This window comes from Bordetella genomosp. 7 (assembly GCF_002261415.1).
Taxonomy (GTDB): Bacteria; Pseudomonadota; Gammaproteobacteria; order Burkholderiales; family Burkholderiaceae_B; genus Bordetella_A.
Genome location: NZ_NEVI01000020.1, coordinates 55,536 through 78,398, shown reverse-complemented (window position 1 = coordinate 78,398; position 22,863 = coordinate 55,536). Strand labels below are relative to the sequence as shown.

The window sequence follows — 22,863 nt, the reverse complement described above, 5'->3', positions numbered from 1 at the left end:
TTTTTCCTTGTTTCGTGACTTCTACCTCCTTTTCCGCGCTTGCTCTCGGCCCCGCCTTGCAGGACAACCTGCAGCGCCTGGGTTTTACCCGGATGACGCCCATCCAGGCACAGAGCCTGCCCCTGATCCTGGAAGGCCGCGACGTTATTGCGCAAGCCAAGACAGGCAGCGGCAAAACGGCGGCCTTCGGGCTGGGGCTGCTGCAAAAGCTTGATATCGACCGGCTTGCGCCCCAGGCGTTGGTGTTGTGCCCGACACGCGAACTGGCTGATCAGGTCGCGCAGGAACTGCGCCGCCTGGCGCGCCTGATTCCCAACGTCAAGGTGCTGACGCTGTGCGGCGGCGCGGCGGCGCGTCCGCAAGCCGAATCCCTGGCGCGCGGCGCGCACCTGGTGGTGGGCACGCCCGGCCGGGTGCAAGACCATCTGCAGCGCGGCAGCCTGGACTTGTCGGCGCTGACCACGCTGGTGCTGGACGAGGCCGACCGCATGGTCGACATGGGGTTCTACGATGACATCGTCGCGATTGCGTCGCATTGTCCGCCGCGCCGCCAGACGCTGATGTTCTCGGCAACTTACCCCGACAACATCCGCAAGCTCAGCGCGCGCTTCCTGCGCAACCCGGCCGAAGTCAAAGTCGAGGCGCAGCACGACGCCAGCCGCATCGAGCAGATCTTCTACGAAATCGACGAAGATGCCCGGCTGGACGCCGTGGTGGCCTTGCTGTCTCATTTCCGGCCGTCATCCACCCTGGCGTTCTGCAATACCAAGATACGCAGCCACGACCTGGTTGAACGGCTGCGGGCCGAAGGCATCAGCGCCCATGCGCTCAATGGCGATCTGGAACAGCGCGAGCGCGACGAGATACTTATCCAGTTTGCCAACCAGAGCTGCGCCGTGCTGGTGGCCACCGATGTCGCGGCGCGCGGCCTGGACATCCAGCACCTGGGCGCCGTAATCAATGTAGACGTCACCAAAGACACCGAGGTGCACGTGCACCGCGTGGGCCGCAGCGGCCGTGGCGACCAGAAGGGTCTGGCGCTGAGCCTGTGTTCGCCCGACGAAATGCGCTGGGCGAACCTGATCGAGCAATATCAAGGCGCCCCCCTGAAGTGGGGCGACATCAAGTCGTTGCGGCCCAAGTCCGACCGCCCGTTGCGCGCGCCCATGGTGACGCTGTGCATACAAGGCGGCAAGAAAGACAAACTGCGTCCCGGCGACGTGGTGGGCGCGCTGACGGGCGATGGCGGCCTGGCCTTCGAGCAAGTGGGCAAGATCAATATCACCGAGTACAGCGCCTATGTCGCGCTCGACCGCTCGATTGCCAAGCAGGCGTTTGCGCGCATATCCAACAGCAACATCAAGGGCCGGCGCTTTCGCATGCGCTTCCTTGAAGAGTTCTGAGGCCCCGCGTATACAGGATGCCCACCTTGGCCGAATCTCAACGCCGCAACGAAGCGGACCTGACTTCTCCCCACGGCGCCCCGTCCGGCGGCCTGCGCCGCACCCTGGCCACGCGCCACCTGTCGATGATCGCGGTCGGCGGGTCGATAGGCACGGGGCTGTTTGTCGCATCCGGCAATACCATCGCCCAGGCAGGCCCGGGCGGGGCGCTGCTGGGCTACGCGCTCATCGGCCTCATGGTCTATTTCCTGATGACCAGCCTGGGTGAACTGGCCGCCGCCATGCCGGTGTCGGGCTCGTTCTCTACTTATGGCGCACGGTATGTCGAGCCCGGCTTCGGCTTCGCGCTGGGTTGGAACTACTGGTACAACTGGGCCGTTACGGTGGCCGTGGACCTGGTGGCGGCGCAACTGGTCATGGCGTACTGGTTTCCCGACGTGCCGGGCGTGTACTGGAGCGCGCTGTTCCTGGCGCTGACCTTCGGCCTGAACGCCTTGTCCGCGCGCGGCTTCGGCGAGGCCGAGTTCTGGTTCGCGCTTATCAAGGTGGTGGCGGTGGTGGTGTTCATCGCGCTGGGCGTAATGATGCTGCTGGGCATCATCCGCGGCGGCGAAGCCGGTGGCTGGCAGAACTGGACGACCGGCGACGCGCCCTTTGCCGGCGGCTTTGCGGCCATGATAGGCGTGGCGATGGTGGTGGGGTTCTCGTTCCAGGGCACCGAGCTCATCGGCATCGCGGCCGGCGAATCCAAAGACCCGGCGCGCAATATCCCCCGCGCCGTGCGGCAGGTATTCTGGCGCATCCTGCTGTTCTATGTGCTGGCCATCGGCGTTATCGGCCTGCTGATTCCCTATACCGATCCGCAGCTGCTGCGCAACGACGTCACCGACATCAGCGTCAGCCCGTTCGCGCTGATCTTCGAGCGCGCGGGGCTGCTGGCTGCAGCTTCCATCATGAACGCGGTGGTGCTGACATCGGTGCTGTCGGCCGGCAACTCCGGCATGTATGCGGCCACGCGCATGCTGTACGCCCTGGCGTGCGAGGGCAAGGCGCCGGCCATGTTCGCCCGCGTGTCCGCCGCGGGCGTGCCCGTGCGGGCATTGCTGGCCACCACGGCGCTGGCCGCGCTGTGTTTCCTGTCGTTCGTCTATAGCCCCAACGACGTGTACATCTGGCTGTTGAACACGTCCGGCATGACGGGCTTCATTGCGTGGCTGGGCATCGCCATCAGCCACTACCGCTTCCGGCGCGGATACGTTGCCCAGGGCGGCCGGCTGGCCGATCTGCCGTACGTATCGCCGTTCTTCCCGTTCGGGCCGATATTTGCGTTTGCCCTGTGCCTGCTGATCACCCTGGGGCAGAACTACGAAGCCTTCCTGCAGGACCGCATCGATTGGGTGGGCGCGGCGGCAACGTATATCGGCATACCGGTTTTCCTGGCCGTATGGGCGGGTTACCGCATCACGCGCGGTTCGCGGTTTGTGCGGTATGCCGAAATGACATTCCCGTTTCGCAAAGAGTAGCGCGCAGCCGATGCCGCACGCGTCAGTGCGGCAGCACCAGCAGCCGCCCCGGCAAGGTGGGATGCGCCAGCACATCCGCCTCGATGTCATATACCTGGCGCAAGGTGGCGGGTGTCAGCACCGCGGCCGGCGGCCCATCCGCCGCGACCGTGCCCCCGCCCAGCATGACGATACGGTCGCACCAGCGCGCGGCAAGATTGATGTCGTGCAGCACCACCAGTACACCCATGCCGTGATCGTGCGCCAGGGACGCGGTCGTGCCCAGCAGCTCGATCTGGTGCCTGGGATCCAGGCTGGATATCGGCTCGTCCAGCAGCATATAGCGCGGCGCCTGCCGGTCGTACAGCGCCTGGCATTGCGCCAGCACGCGCGCGAACTGCACGCGTTGCTGCTCGCCGCCCGATAGCTCGGGATAGCGGCGCGCCGCCAGTTGCGGCACCCCGGCCATGGCCAGCGCGGCGTCGGCAAGCTCCTGCACTTGCACGGGGTCCAGTTCGGGGAACGGGTAGGCGCCCATGGCTACCACTTCGTGCACGCCCAGGTCAAAGGTCAAAGAGGGCTTCTGTGGCAGCACCGCGCGCTGCCGCGCCTGGCGTCGCGCCGGCAGTGCGCCCAGCGCGGCGCCGTTCATTTCGATGTGGCCGCTGTCGGGCGCAAGCTCGCCGGCCAGCGCCGCCAGCAGCGTCGATTTGCCGGCGCCGTTGGCGCCCAGCAGCCCCAGCACGCAGCCGGGTTCGATGGTCAGCGACACGCCCGACAGCAGGCGCGCGCCATTGCGCGACAGGGCAAGGTCGATGGTGCGCAGGCTCATCAGTAGCGCCTACCCCTGGCCAGCAGCCACAAGAAGAACGGGCCGCCCACCAGGCTGGTGACCAGGCCTATCGGCAGTTCTGCCGGAACAACCACAACGCGGGCCAGCCAATCGGCCAGCGTCAGCGCCAGCGCGCCGGCCAGCATCGAGCCCGGCAGCAGCCAGCGGTGGTCTGCGCCCAGCGTCATGCGCACCAGGTGCGGCACGACCAACCCCACGAACCCGATGCCGCCGGTGGCGGCAACCAGGGGGCCAACGATCAAGGCCGTGGCCACGACCAGCCTGTACCGCACCGCAACCAGCGCAAAACCCAAATGCTGCGCTTCGCGCTCGCCCAGCAGCAAAGCGTTCATGGCGCGCCATTGCCGCATCAGCCATGCCGACCATATCAGCGTCCACGGCGCCAGAAAGCCCAGCAAGGCCCAGTTGGCGCCGGCCAGGCTGCCCATGCTCCAGAAGGTAAGGTCGCGCAGTTGCGCGTCCGAGGCCATGTAGGTCAGCAGGCCGATCAAGCTGCCTGCCACCGTATTGATGGCGATGCCTGCCAACAGCAGCCCCGCCACGCCGGCCACGCGCCGTCCCACCGCGTAGGCGGCGCCTGTGGCAAGCAGGCTGCCCGCGAACGCCGCTGGCGCAGTCATTGCAAAACCGCCCGCGGTCAGCACGATGGCAGCCACCGCCCCCAAAGCGCCTCCCGCCGAAATACCCACCAGGCCGGGCTCGGCAAGCGGGTTGCGAAACAGCGCCTGCATCGCAGCGCCCGCAATCGCCAGCGCAGCGCCGGCGACGGCGGCGAACAGTACGCGGGGCAGGCGGATGTCGAGCAGCACATTGCGCCACAGCATGTCGTCGGGCTGGGCGGGCGCGTCGGTAAACAACACGCGCAGCGCATCGCCCAGCGGAATATCGACTGCGCCGCTCAGCGATGCGAGCACCGCCGCCAGCAAGGCCGCCACGCCAAGGCATGCCAGCAGCGCCGGCCCGGCAGGGCGCCTACGCGGCGCCATCGGCGCGCCGGCCTTGGCGAGCAACACAATCGGTCTCCTTTAATGTGCGTATGGCCTGCGGCAGGCGCGGCCCCGTGCCGAGTATAAGCAGGTCGTCCATGACGACAATACACTGGTTGGCCGCGGCCGGCGTGCCTGCCAGGCCCGGCATGGCCATCAGTTGCCGCATTCCCCCCGATGCTTCGAGCGCCGTGCGCGGCACCACGATCACGTCCGGCGCCAGGGACATCAACGCCTCGGCCGACAACGGCTTGTAGCCTTGCTGGCCGTCCAGCACGTTCACCAGCCCCGATAGCTGCAGCACCAGCGATGCCGCGGTATTGCTGCCCGCGCCCAGCGGCGTGCCCGTTCGATTCATGATCAGCACCGCGCGGGCATGCGACTCGGGCAAGGCTTGCGCCTTGTTCAGCGCAAGCGCTACCGAATCGGCCAGTTGCGCGCCGCGCCCGGGCACGCCCAGCGCATCTGCCACCTGGCGGATGCGCGCGTATAGCGACGATACGGTCGGCTCGTCAGACACAATCGCCAGGGGAACGCCTGCTTCCTGCAAGCGCGCGATGGCCGGCGGCGGGCCCGCTTGGTCGGACGCCAGAATCAAGTCGGGCCGCAGCGCCAGCACGCCTTCCACAGGCACCGCGCGGTAATAGCCGACTCGAGGCAGCCGGGTCGCGGCCTCGGGGTACAGGCTGGACAGGTCGGCCCCCGCCAGCCGGTCTCCCTGGCCCAGCGCATAGACGATCTCGGTAATGGTGCCGCCCAGCGACACCACCCGTTCGGCGGCAGGCGCCTGCGCGCCCCGGGCCGGGTGCACGGCAGCAAGCAGGCCGGCGCATGCCAGCACAGCGGCTACCGTCTTGCGGATACGTGCTGCCATGATGTTCCCCAGTTGGCGTCAGGCGGCCAGCGGCCGCGGGCACAAGCTGCCCAACAGGCTGCGCCATTCGGCCAGTTCAGGTCTGCCGGGCTTGCGTTCGCCAAAGAACTGCACGATCAGCTCCGCGCTGTCCGAGTACAGCTCCAGCGAAGTCACCCAGCCGTCGCTGGTGGGTTTGCTGACCACCCAGGCCTGGTCGATAGCCTGCGTGTTCAGATGCAAGTTAAAGCGCGCATCCAGCACGTTGAACCAGGGGCCCGTGCGGCGCAGGTTCGATACCGGCCCGGTGTGAATCTGGATCATGCCGCGGTTGCCCACAAAGCACATGATGGAAAGCCCCGATGCGGCGGCGGCGGTCAGCGCTTGTTCGGCCGCAGCGGGGTCCACGCGTTGGGCCAGGTCGGTGCCGGCAGCCTGCAGCGCGGCCAGGCGCGATACCTTGAACTTGCGCAGCATCGGGAAAAATTCATGCGTGTCCTGCATGGCCAGCCAGGCCGCGCGCAGCGCCTGCGGGTCGGCCACCGCATGGGATTCGTCGCTGCAAGGGTAGGGCTGCGCCTGCGGCCATGCGGGCTCGCCGGCGTAGCGCGCCACCAGTGCGTCATATGCGGCGCGGTCTGTGGCGTCCGTGCAATACACCTTGTGTACCGCCACACCCGCTTTGTCGAAAAACTGCAGGCTGTGCCGCCCGTCGTGTTGCACCGCCCATGCCGTGTCCCACTGGCTGAAGAACACACGCAGGTCGATATCCGGGCCCAGCACCAGGCCCACCGGGCCGTCGGCGTGGATCGATTCGTATCGGCCGTGGCGCTCATGCACGCACCATTCGTTGCGCGTCAGCGCCATCACTTCGCCCAACGACCCCAATTCGCGAAAGATAACCTGCGGCGATTCCGCTCGTGTCAACGCGGTGGCGCGCACCCCGCCACACTGCGCCGCGACCCATTGCGCTTCAGGCACCCCCAGGGCTTGCGCCAGGTTGCGGGCCCGCAACCCGGGTTGGCTGGCGGCCAGGGCGTCGTTGCGCGCGCGCAGCGCAGCTGCCTGTTCATCGTACGAGGTAGAACTCAAGAGTGCTGCTCCGGACAGAAGTTGTACTTGCGAACAACTCTCATTCTAAACGGGCACGCCGCCGCCAACCGAATTCCCGCGCCGCAGCCAAGGGCATGCACGGGCGCAGCCATCACCGCGGCAGCAGCGTGCCTTGCGCAGTCCGGTGTCTGACACCCTTCGGGAGTCAGACACCCGATCGCAACGCGTTACGCAGTCCAGGCGCCGTTCGGCAGCAATCCAGGTGTCTGACTCCCGAAGGGTGTCAGACACTCACACCCGAACGCAGCACTTCGGCAGCAATCCAGGTGTCTGACTCCCGAAGGGTGTCAGACACCGACGCACGCCGTCCCCAACATTCCGGCCGTCAGATCAACGCCGCTCCGCCCGCGCAACCCCAGGCGCCGCGCGGGGCGCGGAGGCCTGCGCGCGTTGCACTACCCACACACTGCCAATAACGACGATCATGCCCACCAGTTGCGGCAGCGTCAGGCTTTGCCCCAGCAAGCCCCATCCCAGTATCACGGCCGTCATGGGGCTCAGAAACCCCAGTGCCGCCACCGCCGCAGGTCCCAGCCGCGCCAGCCCGCGAAACCACAGCGCGTAGGTAAAAGCGCCGCCTATCACGGCCAGGTACGCCAGCCCCCCGATATTGGCCGCGGTCAGTTCCGGCAGGGGCGGTTCCAGCCACGCCGCAAAAGGCAGCAGCACCAGCCCGCCGGCCAGCAGTTGCCAGCTTGCGAAGGTAAGCGCAGACACCGGCGGCTGCCACCGGCGGCTCAGGACGGTGCCCAGCGCCATTGCCGCCGCCCCGACCAGCCCCGCGGCCACGCCATAGGGGTCCAGCGCGGCGGATGGCGTCAGCACCAGCAAGGCCACGCCGCCTATGCCGGCCAGCGCCGCCACGACCGACCAGCCGCGTACCGGCGAACCCAGCAGGACGCGCGCCAGTCCGATCACAATCAGTGTCTGAATAGCGCCCAGCGTGGCGGCGACCCCGCCGGGCAGCCGGTAGGCCGTCACGAACAGCATGGCCCAGAACAGCGCGAAGTTCAGCGAGCCCAGGGCCAGGCTGCGCAGCCACCAGATCCCACGAGGCAGGCGTCGCGCCCACAGCAGCAGCAACAGCCCTGCAGGCAGGGCCCGCAGCATGGCCACCGTCAAGGGGTACCCCTGGGGCAGGAACTCGGTTGTCACGATATACGTGCTGCCCCAGATGGCCGGGGCCAGGGCGGTGGCAAATACATCCGCGCCGCGCGTCATATACAGGTTCCTACGGTTGCCAGGCGGGCGCGGGCGGCGCTACTGCCATCAGCCACGCAAGCTCGGTTTGTCTTAGATCAATAAAGTTTACGGCTTGCGTCGCGACAATGCCTATCTGTGGCAAAGACCCCGAAAAGGCAAACAGCAATGGGTAAAACAACTCGTGACTAGCGTGCTCATCGTCGACGATCACCCGTCATTGCGGCTGGTAATACGGCAGCAGCTTTCGCAGATGCTGGGCGTTACGCAGATCATCGAAGCAAGCAATGGGCAAGATGCCATCCGTCTGGTGCGCGAGGCTCAACCCCGCCTGGTAGTGCTCGACCTGGACTTGCCCCGGCTCAACGGCCTGGACACCATCCCTCGTATCAAGCAGGCCAGGCCCGACACCCGCATTCTGGTCATATCCGCGCAAGATCCCCTCTTGTACGCGCCGCGTGTCAGGGCGGCTGGGGCGCAGGGCTACATCAGCAAAACCCAGGACGTCACCGAAATCGTGCGAGCCATCGAAACCGTGCTGGCCGGCTATAGCGTGTACCCGGACGATTGCGCCGCGCCCCAGGCGGCGGTCCGCCCGGCCGCCGACGTCATCAGTCTGCTGTCCGACCGCGAAATCACCGTCACGAAACTGCTGGCCAGCGGCATGAGCAACAAAGCCATCGGCGAAACCCTGTTCATCAGCAACAAAACGGTCAGCACATACAAGACGCGGCTGATGGCCAAGCTGGGCGTGCGCACCCTGGTCGAACTCGTCGACTTCGCGCGCAAGAACCGTATCGTTTCCTGATTCCATGACTACCGCTGTCGTTTCAGCACGGGGTGTCTCACCCCGCCCGCCACACCCCGCCTCGCCGGTGCCGGCCGCGCCAGGCGCTGCGGCGCCGCATTTCCAGTTCATTACAGCCGGTGCATTGCCCACGGCAGACGAATGCCGCGCCATAGGCGCGCATGTTTTCCGCTTGGTCAACGATGACAGCGCCGTGGCCGCGGAACTGCTGGCCAGCCTGCTGGAAACCAACCAGGCCGACCTGCACGACATCCAGATCGCCTGTGCCGAAAAAAACTGGGCCGACGTGCGCGCGCACGCGCATCGCATAAAGAACACTGCGCAACTGTCGGGCGCCGGCACCCTGGCCGCGCTATGCCACCGCGTGGAAGCGCTGGCCGAACAACGCGATGGCCAGGCATTGCAAAGCCTGCTTGGCGTATTCTCGGCTGCGGTGCAGCGCCTGTCGCACGCATTGCAGGGCTGGGCCAACCTTGCGGCCACCCAGCGATCGTTCACGGCAGAAGCTTCGCACTGGCGTTAATGCGCCTATGACCCGCCGGGCTGCTGTTCGCCGGCCAGATGCGCTTGCAAGGCCCGTTGCAGGTCTGCCAGACCTACGGGCTTTACCAGCACCGCATCCATGCCGGCATTCAGCAGCGCTTGCTCGTAGCTCTTCTGCACGCCGGCCGTATAGCCCAGCACCGGCACCGCCGCATTCATGCCGCCGCCCGCCCGCAACGCGCGCACAAACTCCAGCCCGTTCATGCGCGGCATGGCGCAGTCGCAAATCACCAGCTTGAAGGCTTGCCGTTCAGTGGCGGCCAAAGCCTGCGCGCCGTCTTCGATGCATACGGCACGGTGCCCCAGCGTCTGCAACTGTTGATTCAACAAAATGCGGTTCGGCGCATGATCGTCCACAACAAGTATGGGCAACCGGGCCTTTGCGGCAGGCGGGCCCGCCAGTGCGCCCGCGTGGCCATCCGAGATGGCCAGCGGCAGTTCTACGTGAACCCGCGTGCCACGCTGCGGCCTGCTATAGACCCGGATACGCCCGCCCATCGCATCCACCAGCTGCTTGCAGATAGACAGGCCCAGCCCGACGCCGCCCTCGGCGCCCGGCGTGTTGGCCTGCACAAACGGTTCGAACAGCGTTGGCAGCGAAGCGGGCGGAATGCCGACGCCAGTGTCCGACACCGTAAACCGTATCCATTGAATGCCTGCGCCCGTAGGCAATACGCTGGCAGGCGCCGCCGCCACCCGGATGCGCACGCGACCGCGTCGTGTATGGCAAATGGCGTTGGACACCAGGTTGTTCAAGACTTGTTTCAGACGCAGCGTGTCGACCAGGTGAGCAGGCGCCAGCCTGTCCGACACCCGGGCGTCCAGCGTCAGCGCCTTGCGCTGTGCCGTTGCCGCGAAAAGCTCACGCACTTCGTGCACCACGTTCGGCACCGATGCCACTTGCGGCCGGATGGCAAACTTGCCCGACTCCAGTTGGGACAGATCGAGCAGGTCGTTCACCAGCGTCAGCAGCGAGCGCGACGCATCCAGTGCGGTGGAGAGCTGACGTTTTTCGGCAAACCCAAGCGAGCCGCTGACCAGGGTGAGTTCCAGCATGCCCACCACCGCGTTCATGGCGGTGCGCAGGTCATGGCTTATTGCGGCCAGGAACGCGGATCTGGTGCGCAATGCCGCTTCGGCTTGGCGGCAGGTGTGGCACGTATTGCCCGGCGTGTGGCCGTGTTTGGCATTGTTTTTCGATGGGCGCGTGGCACCCAGTGCCAGAACGACAACTGCCGCAAGTATCGCAACGCAGGCGACGGCCATCGATGCAGCCGGAACGCCCGGCAAGCTATGCCAAAGAGAGGTAATCGACCCGTATGTCACTTTGCTCGGCCGAACCCTTGTTCGTGGACGCAAATGGGCCGACGCCCGAAGAGGTTGAGGCCAAGCACTCCGGCCATTGAAGGTGCGGCAAACCCATGGCGGCGAATTCGTGCGAGTTCATGAAAGCGGTGCGCATGCGAAGCCTTCCGGCAATGCTACGCAGATGTCGCCCGGGGTCTATAAGTAGATGCCGCGGAGCGTGCGACAAATCGCACTTGCCATGCAGTCGAGTCATTGGTGCGTAATCGTGACCGTGGCTGATGCATTAGCCGTTCCGGGCACTACCGAATTGCTGATCTGGTAATAGCGTGCCTTTAGCTGCAGGTCATAATTGGGATAAGCAAGGCCGGATGACGTGAGCGTGATCTTGGTTTCCAGGGGCAACGGAGAGGTGTCCTGGTGCAGCAGCTGGATGCCGACACCAGACGCAATGGACGTGGTGCTATCCAGTTCCATCAGCGACGAGTTTGCGCCCGGGGGGCCAGGAACCACCGCAGTGGTGGGATCGATGCGGTAATAGATCGGCACGCCAGTAGGGCAATTGGTCATCGAAATTGCAAAGTCTTGGGCGGGCGACGTCGATCCTATCGTGCCGCCGCCGAAATCGTGGGTACCCAGCGTTACTGTGCGATCGGCGACCTTGCAAGTCGTTTGCGAAACTGGAACCTCGTTGTTGCTCCACAATAGAGTCACCAGCTCGTTGGAGACCAAATCCCGGCCATAAGGATCTACCCCCTTGATCGCAACCATCGCTCGCGCGAATAGCCCAGATTCCGACAGCTTTACCACGCTTCCGTCGACTGGGCCCGATCCCAAGTGGACCAGTTCAAAATCGACCTGACCACCATTGCCGTACCAGATCTCGAAGGTATCGTTTCGGTATCCTATATCGCCCCACGCCATGCGCAGTGGATTGTTCTGGATCGTGCGGCCGGCGGTCGTCAGGCGCAGACCGAAGTTCGAGGTTCCCAGGCGTATCGTTTTCGAATCCACATATTGGTAGTAGGGGGTGTCAAAGTACAGAAAGATGCGAATATTCCTGCGCAACCCCTCTGTAGGTTCGATCTTTGCGCCGTGCTCACAGTCGACGGTGCGGCCCGGGCCCGCTGGACCGGGATCGGTTGCCGAGAATTTTGTTCCGCTGGTTTCCATTCCGGGCATTAGCACGATTTGGGTCGGAGTCGGAATGTGCTGTGTGCGATTCGGGTTGAAGAAGGTGCATGAGTACTGCGCCGCATCGGCGGCTCCCCAGGCCAATGCCAGTGTGGCGACGGCAACCAGCCGGGCGAGCAGGGGCCTGGCGGGATGTCGTGCGACGGCACGGGGCGCGGCGTAAATGGCATTCAATAGCATGTTAGAGTCCTTGCGCGCAGGTGCCTTGCAACAGATGGAACTGCTGTGTGTCCTTGCCGTTTTTGTCGGGAATGCGGTAATCCACCGAACAATGCTCCAGCACGGATTCGCCCCACTTGACGCGCAGGCGGCCCACCGTGTCTTTCAGATTGTTGGCCAGGATGCGGCTGCCCTGCGCCACGGTGCCTATGCTGTTGCCATGGGCATCCTGGACTTCGGCGCCGAAGGGTAGCGGGCTGCCATCAGCCAGGTGCGCGCGTATTACTGCCGCGTGGCCGCCCGCTTCCACTTCGAACTTCACGGGTACGACGGCGCCGGCGGTGGGGGCCACATGCTGGATGGTGGATTTGAACTGCACGTTCAGGGGCAAGCCTTTGGGGTCGACTTCGATCGTGTTTTGTACGTATGGCGTCAGGTTAGGCACCAGGCCGTAGCCGCGCCCGTCTACCCGCAGGCCGTTCATGTTGGCTAGCCGCGCCCCTTCGGCACCTTGCGCTTGCACGATGGCGAAGGTGTCGCCTAACGCTGGCGCCAGCGCCATTCCTCCACCCCAGGCTACGGCGGCGCCGGAAATGCTGGCGCTGCTTTGGCTGCCGGACCTTGATCGGCTGGCACTGCCTGCCAGTTGGGCATAGGGCGACATCCATGACGCGTTGGCGCTGACGTTGTTCGAAATGCCGTGGCGCGACCGTACGTGATTCGCGCTCAGGCCGTAGTAGAGCGGATTGTCGGACCGGCCCAGGCTTCCGTTGACTGTTTCGTAAATCGACGTGCTGTGGTCACGGTTGTTGTGGCGGATGCTGGTGCTGGATCTCGGCGCACCCGCAGACCGGCCCAGCGGCAGGGTGACGTTGAGCATGTAGGTGTTGCCCCACTTGCCGTCGTACGCGTTGTACTGGCGCGCAGCGCTGATGCTGTAGCCGATCTGCTTATACGTGTTGCGGTAGCCCGCCTGGTATTCGGTGTCACGGCCTTCGTAGCCCCAGTAATTCTGGCTGTATCCCGACAAATACACTGATCCGAGCCGATCGCCCAATGGCTGGTTCAACATGACTTGAAGGCGGCCCTTGGCATTGGCACCATAGTGGCGCGGCAACCCGTGCCGTGATCCGGGCGAGCGCAATGCCATTGTGTCGCTCAGGCTGAGAAACCCGCGGGTGGAGTATCGATAGGCTGCCAGCGTGACACTGGTGCTGGTGGGTACAAAGAAGCGCGAGTAGCTCACGCTGTAGCTCTGGCCCGTGCGGTTGGCCTGGTTGTTCAACTTGGCACGCGCGTAGGTGGCGTCCAACCCGAAGGCGCCGATGGCGGTATTGAGCGCTGTGCCCAATTGGCCGGCAAGGTAATGCTTGGATGCGAGTACGCCGCCGTACCCCGTCAGCAAGTTGTTGAAACCATGGCGTACCGTGCCCTGGAAGACGTACGGCTTGTCGTTGACCAGCGCGCTGCGGTACTGGCCGGCCGCCACGCTGTAGCGGGTTGTGCCGGCCCGCAGGGCGTTGACCGGTGCCGAGTAAGGCACCATGGATATGTGTTCGCTGCCATCGGCTTCGGTTACGACGACTTGCAGGTCGCCACCATATCCGGTGGGGTACAGATCGTCGATTTCGAACTCGCCCGGCGCCACCGTGGTTTCGTATATGACGTTGCCATTCTGCAGCACGCGTACGCGAGCATTGCTGTTGGCAATGCCGCGTATCGTGGGGGCATAGCCGCGCTGCGATTCCGGGTACATGCGTTCGTCGCTGGACAGGGCCACGCCCGTGAGACCTATGCTTTCGAGCACGGCGCCTTCGGTATGGAATTCGCCGGCGGTGAGCTGGCTCTTTATGGTTCCAATCGAACGCTGCGCATAGGTTTGTATGCTTTGATACCGGGTACCTTGGGTTTTGCTGTAGTTCAGGTTCCCGCGATGGCGCAGTCGCCAGGCGCCAAGATTGAGGCCGCTGTCCAGCCCCACATAGGCCTGTGTGGTGTCGTTGCCGTGGCGGGCGGCGTACCGGTACAAGTTCGCGTTGTAGCGCAGCACGCCTGCGGTCGTACCTTCATTCCAGTATTTTGGGTCGATATAGCCGCGTGCGCTGCGGTTTAGCCATATCTGCGGAATGCTCATGGTCAGCCGCTGTTCGCCGTTGTCGAATTCGGCGTGCGAGTCAGGGATGAAGTCGTGCAATCGACCGCACGGCGCCGACCGCAGGCGTTCATGGGTGGGCTCGTCCAGCCGACCAAGGTTGACCCCCGCGAGGAGCAGCAGATCGGCGTCTATGCAGGGCTGCGGGTACGCTTCGCCGGCCAGCTGGCGCACCCTCACGATGCTGCGTCCGGCTTGTATGTGGTTGACCACCACAGGAACGGTGTAATCCCCCGGCGCGGCATAGTTGCCGCGGTTGAAACGGCTGACGTCCACAGCCGTGTCGCCGAAGTTGCGCACCATGTCGGTGTTGAACCGAACTTCTGCGACCTGTGTGGGTGCGGCCTGAGCCTGGGCCGCGTTCCACAGCGACGCAGCCAGCGAGGCCAGTATCAGGTTGAGCGAGTGGCGTCGGGTCGGGATGTAGCGTACGGGCAGCATGTTATCTAGCCTTTGCCTGAGGGCTGCGCGGCTAGCGCGGAACGTCGTGCAATGCGGCTTCGCCGGAAGTCGTGCCGCCATAGTCGTTGATGAACTGATAGCGGACCCGGGCTCCTGCCGAGGAGGATGCGGCGCGTGGCAAGCGCATCGTCCGCGTTTCGAAGGGAGCCAGCATGCCGGGTTCGTCCACTGCAGAAGCCTGGGCGCCTGAAACGAGTTCGACACTGGCAAAACTCACGTAGAACGGCGTGGGATTGGTGACTTCGAGTGCAGTGGGGCCCGAGCGGGCCAGGCGCCAGTTGAGCTTCGCCGCCGCATCCATGGCGCTACCCGCCAACCCTGCCGGCCGGTAGAACAGCTTGATGCGCGAGCGGATGGACAACTGCAGGAAATTCTTTTGGTCGTTGGCGTCGGGGCGCGGCGGGATGCCCAGCACGTTCAGCCAAAACACGCTTTCGCGGTCTTGCGCAAGAGGCTCGCCGGTATGAAGAATGCGCAGCGTCTGGCTTTTCTCAGGATCGATGCGGGCCATGGCAGGCGAGACGATGAACGGTACGACGAGCGCCGAGCGGGCGCCTTGCGGATCTCCGGTGTCCAGCCAGGCCTGCATCAGTACCGGCGCCGCTGCCTTGTTGGTGAGACGCACGGTTTTTTCACCGCTGGCGGCGTCGTAAACGACGCGGGTGGCGCCGATGACGATCGATGCGTCGGCCGGGGCGAAGGCGGCTGCGCATGTGATGGCTACGGATATGGCAGAGAACAAGCGTCGGATGAGCATGGAAATTCCTGGTCTTGCGAGCCCGGCCAAGGGTTCGCCGCGGCCGGGATGCGGCCGCGCAAGCAAGCATGCGCGGCCGCACGAGCGCGCCTGGTAAGGCGCAAACTGCGCAGGCGGTAAACGCTTACTCGTAGTTCACCGAGTAGGTCACCGACGAGGCGACGCTGCCGGGTGTTACGGCCGTGGCATCCGCGGCGTAATAGCCCGCTTCGTAGCGCATCGTGGCGGTGCCTGCGGTGGTGTCGATGTCAAAGCCGTCCAGCGCGGCCTGGGTGGGGCTGCCGATGGTGATCAGCTGGCCGCTTGCGGCTTGGCGCAACTGCAGTTCGACCCCGGTGGCCGCGCCGGCCACGCTGCCGGTTTCATCGGTGTTGTACAGGCGGCCTTGCGCGTTGACGGTGGTGCCGGATTCGAAGATGGCACGGGCCGTGCTGTACGTGGCGCCCGAGCAGTCTTTCAGTTTGATTTCGAACTGCTGCCAGCCGGCGGTGCTGCCGGTGCCGGTGAACGCGGTGGCGTTGACCGGCAGCAGGCCTACTGTTTGGCTGTGCGGGTTGGCGTGGTCAACCACGCAGGTGCTGGCCTGGATTTCGCCGGTGAAATGGATGGTGCCTTCGCTGGCGAGGGCCACGTTGGCGGCGGCCAGAACCCCAGCGCCCGCGAGCAGGCTGGCAATGCGAGACAGTTTCATGTTTGACTCCTAAAAGATGAAAGGCTGGCGAGCAGGCGCACTCAAGAGCCGATCGCAGCAAGAGGAGTCTAGGTATGAAGCCTGTTTAAAAATGGACGAAAGTTCCGACCAAGGTATAGGAAAGTTCTTATCGAGCGGGGCCGGGTGATGGAACCCAAGCGGCGCCAGGCTCAGTGATAGACCAGGTTGTATTCGACGCTAGTTCGCACACTGCCGGGCGACGCCTGGCCCAGGGCGTAATAGCCCGCTTCATAGACCAGCATGGCGTGGTCTTGCAGAAGCTGCAGCGTCGGCCCTTGTTGCCCGACGGGCGCACCGATGAGTATGTGTCGGGCGCTACCCTGTTCGCGCAGCGCGATCTGCACATTGCGTGCGGAACTGTGGGCGTCGACGTCCAGGCGACCGGTAGCAGGGTCGACGAAGGTGCCCGGCTCGAAGTGTGCTCGAACCAGCCTGGCGAACCCGCCGCATTGCCCTATACGGATGACAAACGGCGACCATCCGGCGGTTTGCCCGCGCGTGGTGAGTGCGTCGGTACCTACGGTGGGAAGATCGACGGTAAATGTGGGCGACAGGCTTCGTACCGGTGCGCCATGGGCGTGAGTATGTACGGCGCAGCTGTTGGCGGCGATCGTGCCCTGGAACAACAAGGTGCCGGATTGTGCCAGGCCGCAAGGCGCGACGGAAGTCAAGGCGAGCAACGTAAGGTAGCGCAGCAGTCGGACGGTTGTCATGATCGGCTCTTTTGGGCGCCGCCAGCAACGATGCAGGCGCCCCGTGATACAGCTTGACGGAATGCTTGCTGATGATGTCCGATCGTGCGTTATTACTTCGTCTGAAACTTCCCCGTGTGTGCCGGATTTTTCCGATGGGTATGCGCGGTTGCCGGAACGCGTGCGCCGCGACGCATCAGGTCACCGCGCCGCGCCGCGAATACCGTTCTTGCTTCCACGTTTCGCCGTCCAGCACCTCTTTCAGTACCTGCACAGCGTCCCATACGTCGCCATATCCCAGGTACAGCGGCGTCAGCCCGAACCGCAAGACTTCCGGTTCGCGGTAGTCGCCGATGACGCCGCGCTCGATCAGCGCCTGCATCACCTGGTAGCCGTGCGGATGGCGGAAGCTGACGTGGCTGCCGCGCCGCGCCGGGTCGCGGGGGGTGACCAGTGTCAGCGGATGCTGCGCGCAGCGGCTTTCTACCAACTGGATGAACAGGTCGCCCAGCGCCAGCGACTTTTTGCGCACTTCGTTCATGTCGGCGGCCAGGGCGATATCCAGGCCGCATTCCACCAGTGAAAGCGACACGATGGGTTGCGTGCCGCACAGGTAGCGACGAATACCGGCGGCGGGTTCGTAGTCGACAGCCATGTCGAAAGGCCGCTGGTGGCCCCACCAGCCCGACAGCGGCTGCCAGAACTGGTCGGTGTGGCAGGGAGCGACCCAGATGAAGGCCGGCGCGCCCGGGCCCGCGTTCAGGTACTTGTATGTGCAGCCCACCGCGAAATCCGCGCCCGATCCGGTCAGGTCCACGGGTACGGCGCCGGCGGAGTGGGCCAGGTCCCAGATGGCCAATGCGCCGCGGCTGTGCGCAAGCGCGGTAACGGCGGCCATGTCGTGCAGGTGGCCGCTGCGGTAGTTGACGTGGGACAGCGCCACCACCGCCACCGTATCGTCCAACGCCTGCTCCAGCGACAACTGTTCGTCGATCAGGCGCATTTCGTAGCCCTGCTGCAGCAGGTCGATCATGCCCTGGATCATGTACAGGTCGGTGGGAAAGTTGTCGCGCTCGGAAACGATGACGCGCCGCTCGGGCGCGGCATGCTGCTGGATGCGCAATGCGGCGGCCAGCGCCTTGAACAGGTTCAGCGATGTGGTGTCGGTGATGACTACCTGGCCGGGGTCGGCGCCGATCAGCCGGGCCAGCTTGTCGCCCAGCCGCGCCGGCAAGTCGAACCAGCCGGCGGTGTTCCAGCTGCGGATCAGGCCGCTGCCCCATTCCTGGGTGACTACGCTGGCTGCGCGCGCCGCCGCTGCCTTGGGCAACACGCCCAGCGAATTGCCGTCAAGGTAGATGATGCCGTCCGGCAGCTCGAACTGCTGCCGAAGGGGCGCCAGGGGATCTCGCAGGTCGGCGTGCTGGCAATCTGCGCGGGTATGCATGCTCGGCTCCTAAGGTGCCTGCAAATACTAGCAGAGCCAATGCAGCATCGCGCCCGGCTGGCCGCGCAGCGCCATGCGTGGCGCTGCGGGCGGCGGCGATCAGTCCTGGCGGTCGGTGACTTCTACCAGGTGGTAGCCGAACTGTGTTTTTACCGGACCTTGTACCTGGTTCAGCGGGGCGCTGAACACGACGGTATCGAATTCGCGAACCATCTGCCCCGGGCTGAAGGTGCCCAGGTTGCCGCCGTCGCGGCCCGACGGGCAAGAGGAATGTTCGCGCGCCACTTGGGCGAAATCGGCGCCATTTTCGATGGCGGCCTTCAGCTCGTTGCACTTGGCCTCGGTAGAAACCAGGATATGGCGGGCGGTGGCTTGGGTCATGAGGATTCCTTAGTTTTTTAAAGCGAACGCCCATATTGCCTTAGTCGGCCGCATGAGTAAAACGCCGCAGATGCCGGTCCCGGGGGCGCCGAAACGCCTGGTTACCACCGATAGGTAGTGGTCAGGGTCACGATGCGGCCCAGCCCATACGCGCAGGATCCCCATTCCCAGCACTGTGTGAAGTACACCTTGTCGGTCAGATTGTTGGCGTTGAGCGCGACGCGCCAGTTGCGGTTTTCCCAGGCCAGCATGGCGTCCAGCAAGGTTACGGATGGCGTGCGGGGCACGTTGGTGCCGTTGACGGATTCATCCACGAAGCTGCTGGCGTAGTGCACGCCTGCGCCCGCCGTAAAGCCGTCGATATTGCCCAGCGAGAACCGGTACGTGCTCCATATTGCCGCCTGACGCTTGGGCACGCCGGTCAATTCGCGATCGACATTCAAATAGGTAAAGCTGGCGTTAATGTCCAGGCGTGGCGTAAGGGAGCCGACCCACTCCAGTTCCAGGCCGGTGTTGCGCGTCTTGCCGCGCTGAGATACCTGGGTTGGCGACACGTCGACGGCGCGATTGACTTCGCGCAGTTCGAACACGGCTGCCGAAGCGCGCCAGTTCTTTGCGGGCGGCTCATACTTGACGCCGGCTTCCCATTGCTTGCCGCGTAGCGGCCGCAGGCGCTGGCCCTGGCTGGTGTTGGCTTGCGGCATGAACGATTCGGCATAGCTGACGTAGGGGAGCAGGCCCGGCGCGATTTCGTACATCAGCCCGACGCGCAGTGAATCTGCTCTGTCGTTGCGGTCGTCCGTGCCGTCTTCCCAGTTGGTGGATTCGTCGTGCCGCCACCCGGCCAGCAGTATCCAGTCGCGCCAGCGCATTTCGTCCTGGATGTAGATGCCCAGTTGTTTGACGCCGCTGGTCGCAATCGGCTCGCGCGGCGGCGGCTGGTACCCCACTTGGTAGACCGGGTCGTATACGTCGATAGGCGCGAGTCCGGTGTAGTCGTCGATGCCCGAGCCCGAGTCGCGATAGCGCATGTAATCCAGGCCCACCAGCAGTTGGTGCGAGACCGGTCCGGTGGAGAAGGTGCCCAGCAGGTTCTGGTCGGTGGCCAGTATCTGCGTGTGGTGCTTCCAGAAGTATCCGGCGCGGTTGAGCGTGCGCTGTTGCGGGTCCAGGTACGGTGCGTATACATCGAAGGCTGCGTAGTCGGTTCTGTTGTCCGTCCAGCGGGTGCTTTGCCGGAACGTCCATTGGTCACTCAATGCCTGGCGGAACGACCAGCCGGCCTGCAGACTGTCGGCGTTGAAATGATCCAGGCCGGGTTGCCCCACGAACGTGTGTCTTGAGATGCGGCCGTTGGGATTGGGCCAGATCGTGCCCTCCCAGGGCAGTGTGCTGCCGGAGTCGCCGCTGGCGCGGTCTTTCTGCCACTTGAGCCGCAACGTCAGTTCAGTGTCTGCGCTGGGCGTCCAGGTGAGCGAGGGCGCGATCAGCTGGCGGTCGTCCTTGCCATAGTCGACCTGTGTGCCGGCTTCGCGGCCCAGCGCCACCAGGCGGTACAGCCATGTTCCGTCTTCGGTCAGCGGGCCGGTCAGGTCGGCCTGTAGCTGGCGCGCGTCATGGCTGCCTATCTGTACGCCCAGTTCGTGGCTCGCTTCGGCTTGCGGAAGCTTGCTCACATTGTTGATCAGGCCGCCGGTGCCTCCTTGCCCATACAGCATGGATGAAGGGCCGCGCAGCACTTCCATGCGTTCCATCAGGTACGGTTCGACGCGCGGCGTGCTGGTCCAGAAGTTGACTCGGTCTTTCAGGCCGTCCAGGAAGATGTCTTCAATTTCCACTCCGCGCGCCTGTACCGTGTCCATGCGCGAGCTTGCCCCATAGATGGACGTGCGCACACCAGCGCTGTACACCAGGGCTTGGTCCAGCGTGTTGGACGCCGTATCGCGGATCTGACTGGCGGTGACCACGGAGATCGATTGCGGTGTTTCGAGAATGGCAGTGTCGGTCTTGGTGGCTGTGGCACTGCGCTGCGCCATGTACCCCACTACCGGCCCGGTAGCGGATTCAGACTGCCCGGTGACGGTCACTGTCGGCAGCTCGCTTACCGCAGCCTGAGGCATGGGTTGCAACACATATCGCCTGTTAGCATCGGGCACGGCGCGCAGGCCGCTGCCGGCGAGCAGGCGCGCCAGGCCTTGTTGTGGGGTATAGCTGCCCCGCAGGCCCGGGCTGCTCTTGCCGTTGGTCAGCTCAATCGAGCCGGCCAGATAAATGCCGGCTTCGCTTGCAAAACGCATCAGCGCCGCGTGCAGCGGGCCCGCCGGTATGTCATAGCTGCGTTGGGGCGCTGGCATGCCGGGGATAGAGGGGTGGCCTGGCGGGGCCGCTGCGTACACGCGACCGGGCAGCGGGCTCAGCCCCATCGTCGTGGCGACGGCCGCAGCCGCCGCCGCGCGCGGCCACGCGCCGGCGCGGCAACCCTGCGGGCGAGGCCGGGTCGGGGCAGGGTTGGAATGGGGCTGTGGGCACCGGGGCATCAGGCGAGTTCCTTTAGATTCAATAGGGCAGGGCCGCGCTCGCCCGTCCGCTGTCAGGCGGATAGTGACGACGAGGCCTTCTCTACCCATGAATCAATCGAAAGGGCGAAAAGCGGAACTCAAAGGGGCAAAATCATTCGGGCGGCGAAGCAGCCGCGCGATCTGCGACCGATATCCAGAACGGCAGCGGCCGTCGCACATGTAGTGACGCCGCTTGCGCCAGCATCGCCAGCGCGCCGTCCAGGTCGCGCAGCGGAAACGTGCCGAATACGCGCCGTTGCGCCACGTCGGCAGCCAGGCTGATGTGGCCAGGGTAGTAGCGGCCCAGTTCTTGGACGACCTGCGCTACGGACAAATCCGACGCAATGAGTTCGCCGCGCGCCCAGGCCTGGCGGGCAATGTCGGCGGGTGACTGGCTTGCGATGTGATCCCTATCGAACCGGGTCTGCCATCCGGCCGCGACGACGCGGGCGCCGCCGGGGCCCGCCGTGCGGATTTCGACCGCGCCTTCATAGACGGCCAGGAAGGTCTGCCCCGCCTCGCGGCGCACGGTGTATCGGGTGCCCAGGGCCTGCATCCGCCCTTGCGGCGTGTCCACCACGAAGGGCCGCGGATCACCGTGCGCCGTGGCCACCAATATTTCGCCATACGTCAATGTCAGACGGCGCAGCTCGCCGCCCATGGCAACGTCCAGGGCGGTGCGGGTGTTGAGCCACGCCCGGGAGCCGTCGGGCAGGGTGAATTCGCGGATGTCACCTATGCCGCTGCGGTAGTCTGCCCCCAGCGTTGCCGTGATACCTTCCAGCGGCCCTTGCGGACGGGCGGCCCAGCCCAGCATGCCGGCGCCGGCGGTCACGCCCAAGCCCAGCAGCAGTCGTCGCCTTGCGCGAGCCCGCGACTGTGCATTTCCGACATTGGCGGCGAGCAGCTTCGCGTCTGCTGCGCCGTGCAGAGGCGACAGCACCTGCTGGCTGACCGACTCCACATATTGCCATGCCTGGCGATGGTACGGATGGACCGAGAGCCACGCTTGCCAGTCTTCCCAGTCGGCGGGGCGCGCGTCGCCAGACACCAACAGTGCGTACCAGGACGCCGCTCGCTCCATGACTTCGTGTGGCGGGGATGCGTGATCGTTGCCGCTTCCCGACAGGCGCAGATGCGCGGGGATGTCGTGCGGATCGGCCATATCAGTCGGGCGGCATGCCTCGCAGCCCGGCGGCGGTGTGGGCCGCCTGCGCCTGAATGCAGCGCAGCATGGCCTGCGCCACGTACTTGCGCACCATGCGCGATGACACACCGAGTTCGCTGCCGATTTCCGCCGCCGTCATGCCGCCTACGGCCGACAACAAGAACGCCTGCGAGGCCTTTGCGGGCAGGCTTTGCAGCAGCGCGGCAATCTCCTGCAGGGCTTGCAGCACGACGGCCTGGCGTTCGGCAGAAGGTGCGACGCTCGGAGGCTGTGCAGCCAGCGTGTCGAGCCAGGCTTGCTCGATCTCGCGCCGGCGCCAAAGGTTGATGCACATGCCTTGCGCCATGGCGCGCAAATACGCGCGCGCCTCTGGTCCGCTGGCCAAGCCTCTGGACGCGGGTTTCACAATAAGGCGCAAGAAAGCATCGTGGGCCAGGTCGGCCGCATCGGCGGCGTTCCCCAGGCGGCGCTGCAACCATGCCTTGAGCCAAGCGTGGTGATCGATGTAGAGCGCGTCGATCGACGGCTGGGGCGATAGGGGGGGCGCGGCGGTCAAGATCCGGTCGCTCCATGGCGGTTTCGGAGAGGACGTCTGGATGGTAATGGAAATTGTTT

At 65.0% G+C, this 22,863-nt stretch carries 20 protein-coding genes; 4 read left to right on the top strand and 16 right to left on the bottom strand.

The window, feature by feature from the left end:
• Positions 1-14 precede the first annotated feature (14 nt).
• Entirely contained in the window at positions 15-1,403 is a 1,389-nt protein-coding gene (gene dbpA / locus CAL18_RS16355) for an ATP-dependent RNA helicase DbpA (protein WP_094818335.1), read from the top strand.
• Positions 1,404-1,462: 59 nt separating this feature from the next.
• Entirely contained in the window at positions 1,463-2,926 is a 1,464-nt protein-coding gene (locus CAL18_RS16350) for an amino acid permease (protein WP_026641395.1), read from the top strand.
• A 22-nt stretch (positions 2,927-2,948) separates the two neighbouring features.
• On the opposite strand, the gene CAL18_RS16345 is transcribed toward CAL18_RS16350, so the two are convergent.
• The 5 genes from CAL18_RS16345 to CAL18_RS16325 all read right to left on the bottom strand — a co-directional run bounded on the left by CAL18_RS16345 (position 2,949) and on the right by CAL18_RS16325 (position 7,931).
• On the bottom strand, positions 2,949-3,737 hold the full coding sequence (locus CAL18_RS16345) for a heme ABC transporter ATP-binding protein (protein ID WP_026641396.1): 789 nt from the start codon (positions 3,735-3,737) through the stop codon (positions 2,949-2,951).
• Entirely contained in the window at positions 3,737-4,744 is a 1,008-nt protein-coding gene (locus tag CAL18_RS16340; RefSeq protein ID WP_038852743.1) for a FecCD family ABC transporter permease, read from the bottom strand. Before CAL18_RS16340 ends, CAL18_RS16345 begins: the two co-directional genes overlap by 1 nt.
• Positions 4,731-5,606 (bottom strand): heme/hemin ABC transporter substrate-binding protein, encoded by an 876-nt coding sequence (locus CAL18_RS16335; RefSeq protein WP_038852744.1) that lies wholly within the window; start codon positions 5,604-5,606, stop codon positions 4,731-4,733. Before CAL18_RS16335 ends, CAL18_RS16340 begins: the two co-directional genes overlap by 14 nt.
• A gap of 30 nt (positions 5,607-5,636) precedes the next feature.
• Positions 5,637-6,689 carry a hemin-degrading factor gene (locus CAL18_RS16330; protein WP_094818334.1) on the bottom strand — a complete coding sequence of 351 codons (1,053 nt, stop codon included), beginning with the start codon at positions 6,687-6,689 and terminating at the stop codon, positions 5,637-5,639.
• A gap of 351 nt (positions 6,690-7,040) precedes the next feature.
• Positions 7,041-7,931 carry an EamA family transporter gene (locus CAL18_RS16325; RefSeq protein WP_026641400.1) on the bottom strand — a complete coding sequence of 297 codons (891 nt, stop codon included), beginning with the start codon at positions 7,929-7,931 and terminating at the stop codon, positions 7,041-7,043.
• Between the two features lie 163 nt (positions 7,932-8,094).
• Here CAL18_RS16325 and CAL18_RS16320 point away from each other — a divergent pair, with 163 nt between their 5' ends.
• Both CAL18_RS16320 and CAL18_RS16315 read left to right on the top strand, forming a co-directional pair.
• Positions 8,095-8,718 carry a response regulator transcription factor gene (locus CAL18_RS16320; RefSeq protein WP_094818333.1) on the top strand — a complete coding sequence of 208 codons (624 nt, stop codon included), beginning with the start codon at positions 8,095-8,097 and terminating at the stop codon, positions 8,716-8,718.
• A 124-nt stretch (positions 8,719-8,842) separates the two neighbouring features.
• On the top strand, positions 8,843-9,241 hold the full coding sequence (locus CAL18_RS16315) for an Hpt domain-containing protein (RefSeq protein WP_038852726.1): 399 nt from the start codon (positions 8,843-8,845) through the stop codon (positions 9,239-9,241).
• A 5-nt stretch (positions 9,242-9,246) separates the two neighbouring features.
• On the opposite strand, the gene CAL18_RS16310 is transcribed toward CAL18_RS16315, so the two are convergent.
• From CAL18_RS16310 to CAL18_RS16260, 11 genes are all read right to left on the bottom strand, one after another.
• Positions 9,247-10,389 (bottom strand): hybrid sensor histidine kinase/response regulator, encoded by a 1,143-nt coding sequence (locus tag CAL18_RS16310; RefSeq protein WP_170940381.1) that lies wholly within the window; start codon positions 10,387-10,389, stop codon positions 9,247-9,249.
• 429 nt (positions 10,390-10,818) lie between these two features.
• Positions 10,819-11,940, bottom strand: coding sequence for a fimbrial protein (locus tag CAL18_RS16305; RefSeq protein WP_038852728.1), 1,122 nt, complete (start codon positions 11,938-11,940; stop codon positions 10,819-10,821).
• 1 nt (position 11,941) lies between these two features.
• Complete coding sequence (locus tag CAL18_RS16300) at positions 11,942-14,512, bottom strand: fimbria/pilus outer membrane usher protein (RefSeq protein WP_094818330.1); 2,571 nt, start codon at positions 14,510-14,512, stop codon at positions 11,942-11,944.
• A 31-nt stretch (positions 14,513-14,543) separates the two neighbouring features.
• Entirely contained in the window at positions 14,544-15,290 is a 747-nt protein-coding gene (locus CAL18_RS16295; protein WP_026641405.1) for a fimbrial biogenesis chaperone, read from the bottom strand.
• Between the two features lie 124 nt (positions 15,291-15,414).
• On the bottom strand, positions 15,415-15,981 hold the full coding sequence (locus CAL18_RS16290) for a fimbrial protein (protein WP_038852730.1): 567 nt from the start codon (positions 15,979-15,981) through the stop codon (positions 15,415-15,417).
• A gap of 170 nt (positions 15,982-16,151) precedes the next feature.
• A complete protein-coding gene (locus CAL18_RS16285) occupies positions 16,152-16,715 on the bottom strand; it encodes a fimbrial protein (RefSeq protein WP_094818329.1) in 564 nt (187 codons plus the stop codon).
• Positions 16,716-16,890: 175 nt separating this feature from the next.
• Positions 16,891-18,141, bottom strand: a complete 1,251-nt coding sequence (gene kynU / locus CAL18_RS16280) for a kynureninase (protein WP_094818328.1) — start codon at positions 18,139-18,141, stop codon at positions 16,891-16,893.
• A gap of 99 nt (positions 18,142-18,240) precedes the next feature.
• Positions 18,241-18,522, bottom strand: a complete 282-nt coding sequence (locus CAL18_RS16275) for a peptidylprolyl isomerase (RefSeq protein WP_026641408.1) — start codon at positions 18,520-18,522, stop codon at positions 18,241-18,243.
• A 101-nt stretch (positions 18,523-18,623) separates the two neighbouring features.
• Positions 18,624-20,876 (bottom strand): TonB-dependent siderophore receptor, encoded by a 2,253-nt coding sequence (locus CAL18_RS16270; RefSeq protein WP_170940380.1) that lies wholly within the window; start codon positions 20,874-20,876, stop codon positions 18,624-18,626.
• A gap of 316 nt (positions 20,877-21,192) precedes the next feature.
• Positions 21,193-22,245 carry a FecR domain-containing protein gene (locus CAL18_RS16265; RefSeq protein ID WP_094797429.1) on the bottom strand — a complete coding sequence of 351 codons (1,053 nt, stop codon included), beginning with the start codon at positions 22,243-22,245 and terminating at the stop codon, positions 21,193-21,195.
• Between the two features lies 1 nt (position 22,246).
• Positions 22,247-22,804: a sigma-70 family RNA polymerase sigma factor gene (locus CAL18_RS16260; RefSeq protein ID WP_094818326.1), complete on the bottom strand. Its 558-nt coding sequence runs from the start codon at positions 22,802-22,804 to the stop codon at positions 22,247-22,249.
• Between the last annotated feature and the right edge of the window lie 59 nt (positions 22,805-22,863).

Coding starts and splice junctions, on each gene's coding strand:
- CAL18_RS16345 (WP_026641396.1), bottom strand. CDS start 3,737: ATGAGCCTGCGCACCATCGACCTTGCCCTGTCGCGCAATGGCGCGCGC.
- CAL18_RS16340 (WP_038852743.1), bottom strand. CDS start 4,744: ATGGCGCCGCGTAGGCGCCCTGCCGGGCCGGCGCTGCTGGCATGCCTT.
- CAL18_RS16325 (WP_026641400.1), bottom strand. CDS start 7,931: ATGACGCGCGGCGCGGATGTATTTGCCACCGCCCTGGCCCCGGCCATC.
- CAL18_RS16305 (WP_038852728.1), bottom strand. CDS start 11,940: ATGCTATTGAATGCCATTTACGCCGCGCCCCGTGCCGTCGCACGACAT.
- CAL18_RS16300 (WP_094818330.1), bottom strand. CDS start 14,512: ATGCTGCCCGTACGCTACATCCCGACCCGACGCCACTCGCTCAACCTG.
- CAL18_RS16295 (WP_026641405.1), bottom strand. CDS start 15,290: ATGCTCATCCGACGCTTGTTCTCTGCCATATCCGTAGCCATCACATGC.
- CAL18_RS16290 (WP_038852730.1), bottom strand. CDS start 15,981: ATGAAACTGTCTCGCATTGCCAGCCTGCTCGCGGGCGCTGGGGTTCTG.
- CAL18_RS16285 (WP_094818329.1), bottom strand. CDS start 16,715: ATGACAACCGTCCGACTGCTGCGCTACCTTACGTTGCTCGCCTTGACT.
- kynU (WP_094818328.1), bottom strand. CDS start 18,141: ATGCATACCCGCGCAGATTGCCAGCACGCCGACCTGCGAGATCCCCTG.
- CAL18_RS16275 (WP_026641408.1), bottom strand. CDS start 18,522: ATGACCCAAGCCACCGCCCGCCATATCCTGGTTTCTACCGAGGCCAAG.
- CAL18_RS16270 (WP_170940380.1), bottom strand. CDS start 20,876: ATGCCAGCGCCCCAACGCAGCTATGACATACCGGCGGGCCCGCTGCAC.
- CAL18_RS16265 (WP_094797429.1), bottom strand. CDS start 22,245: ATGGCCGATCCGCACGACATCCCCGCGCATCTGCGCCTGTCGGGAAGC.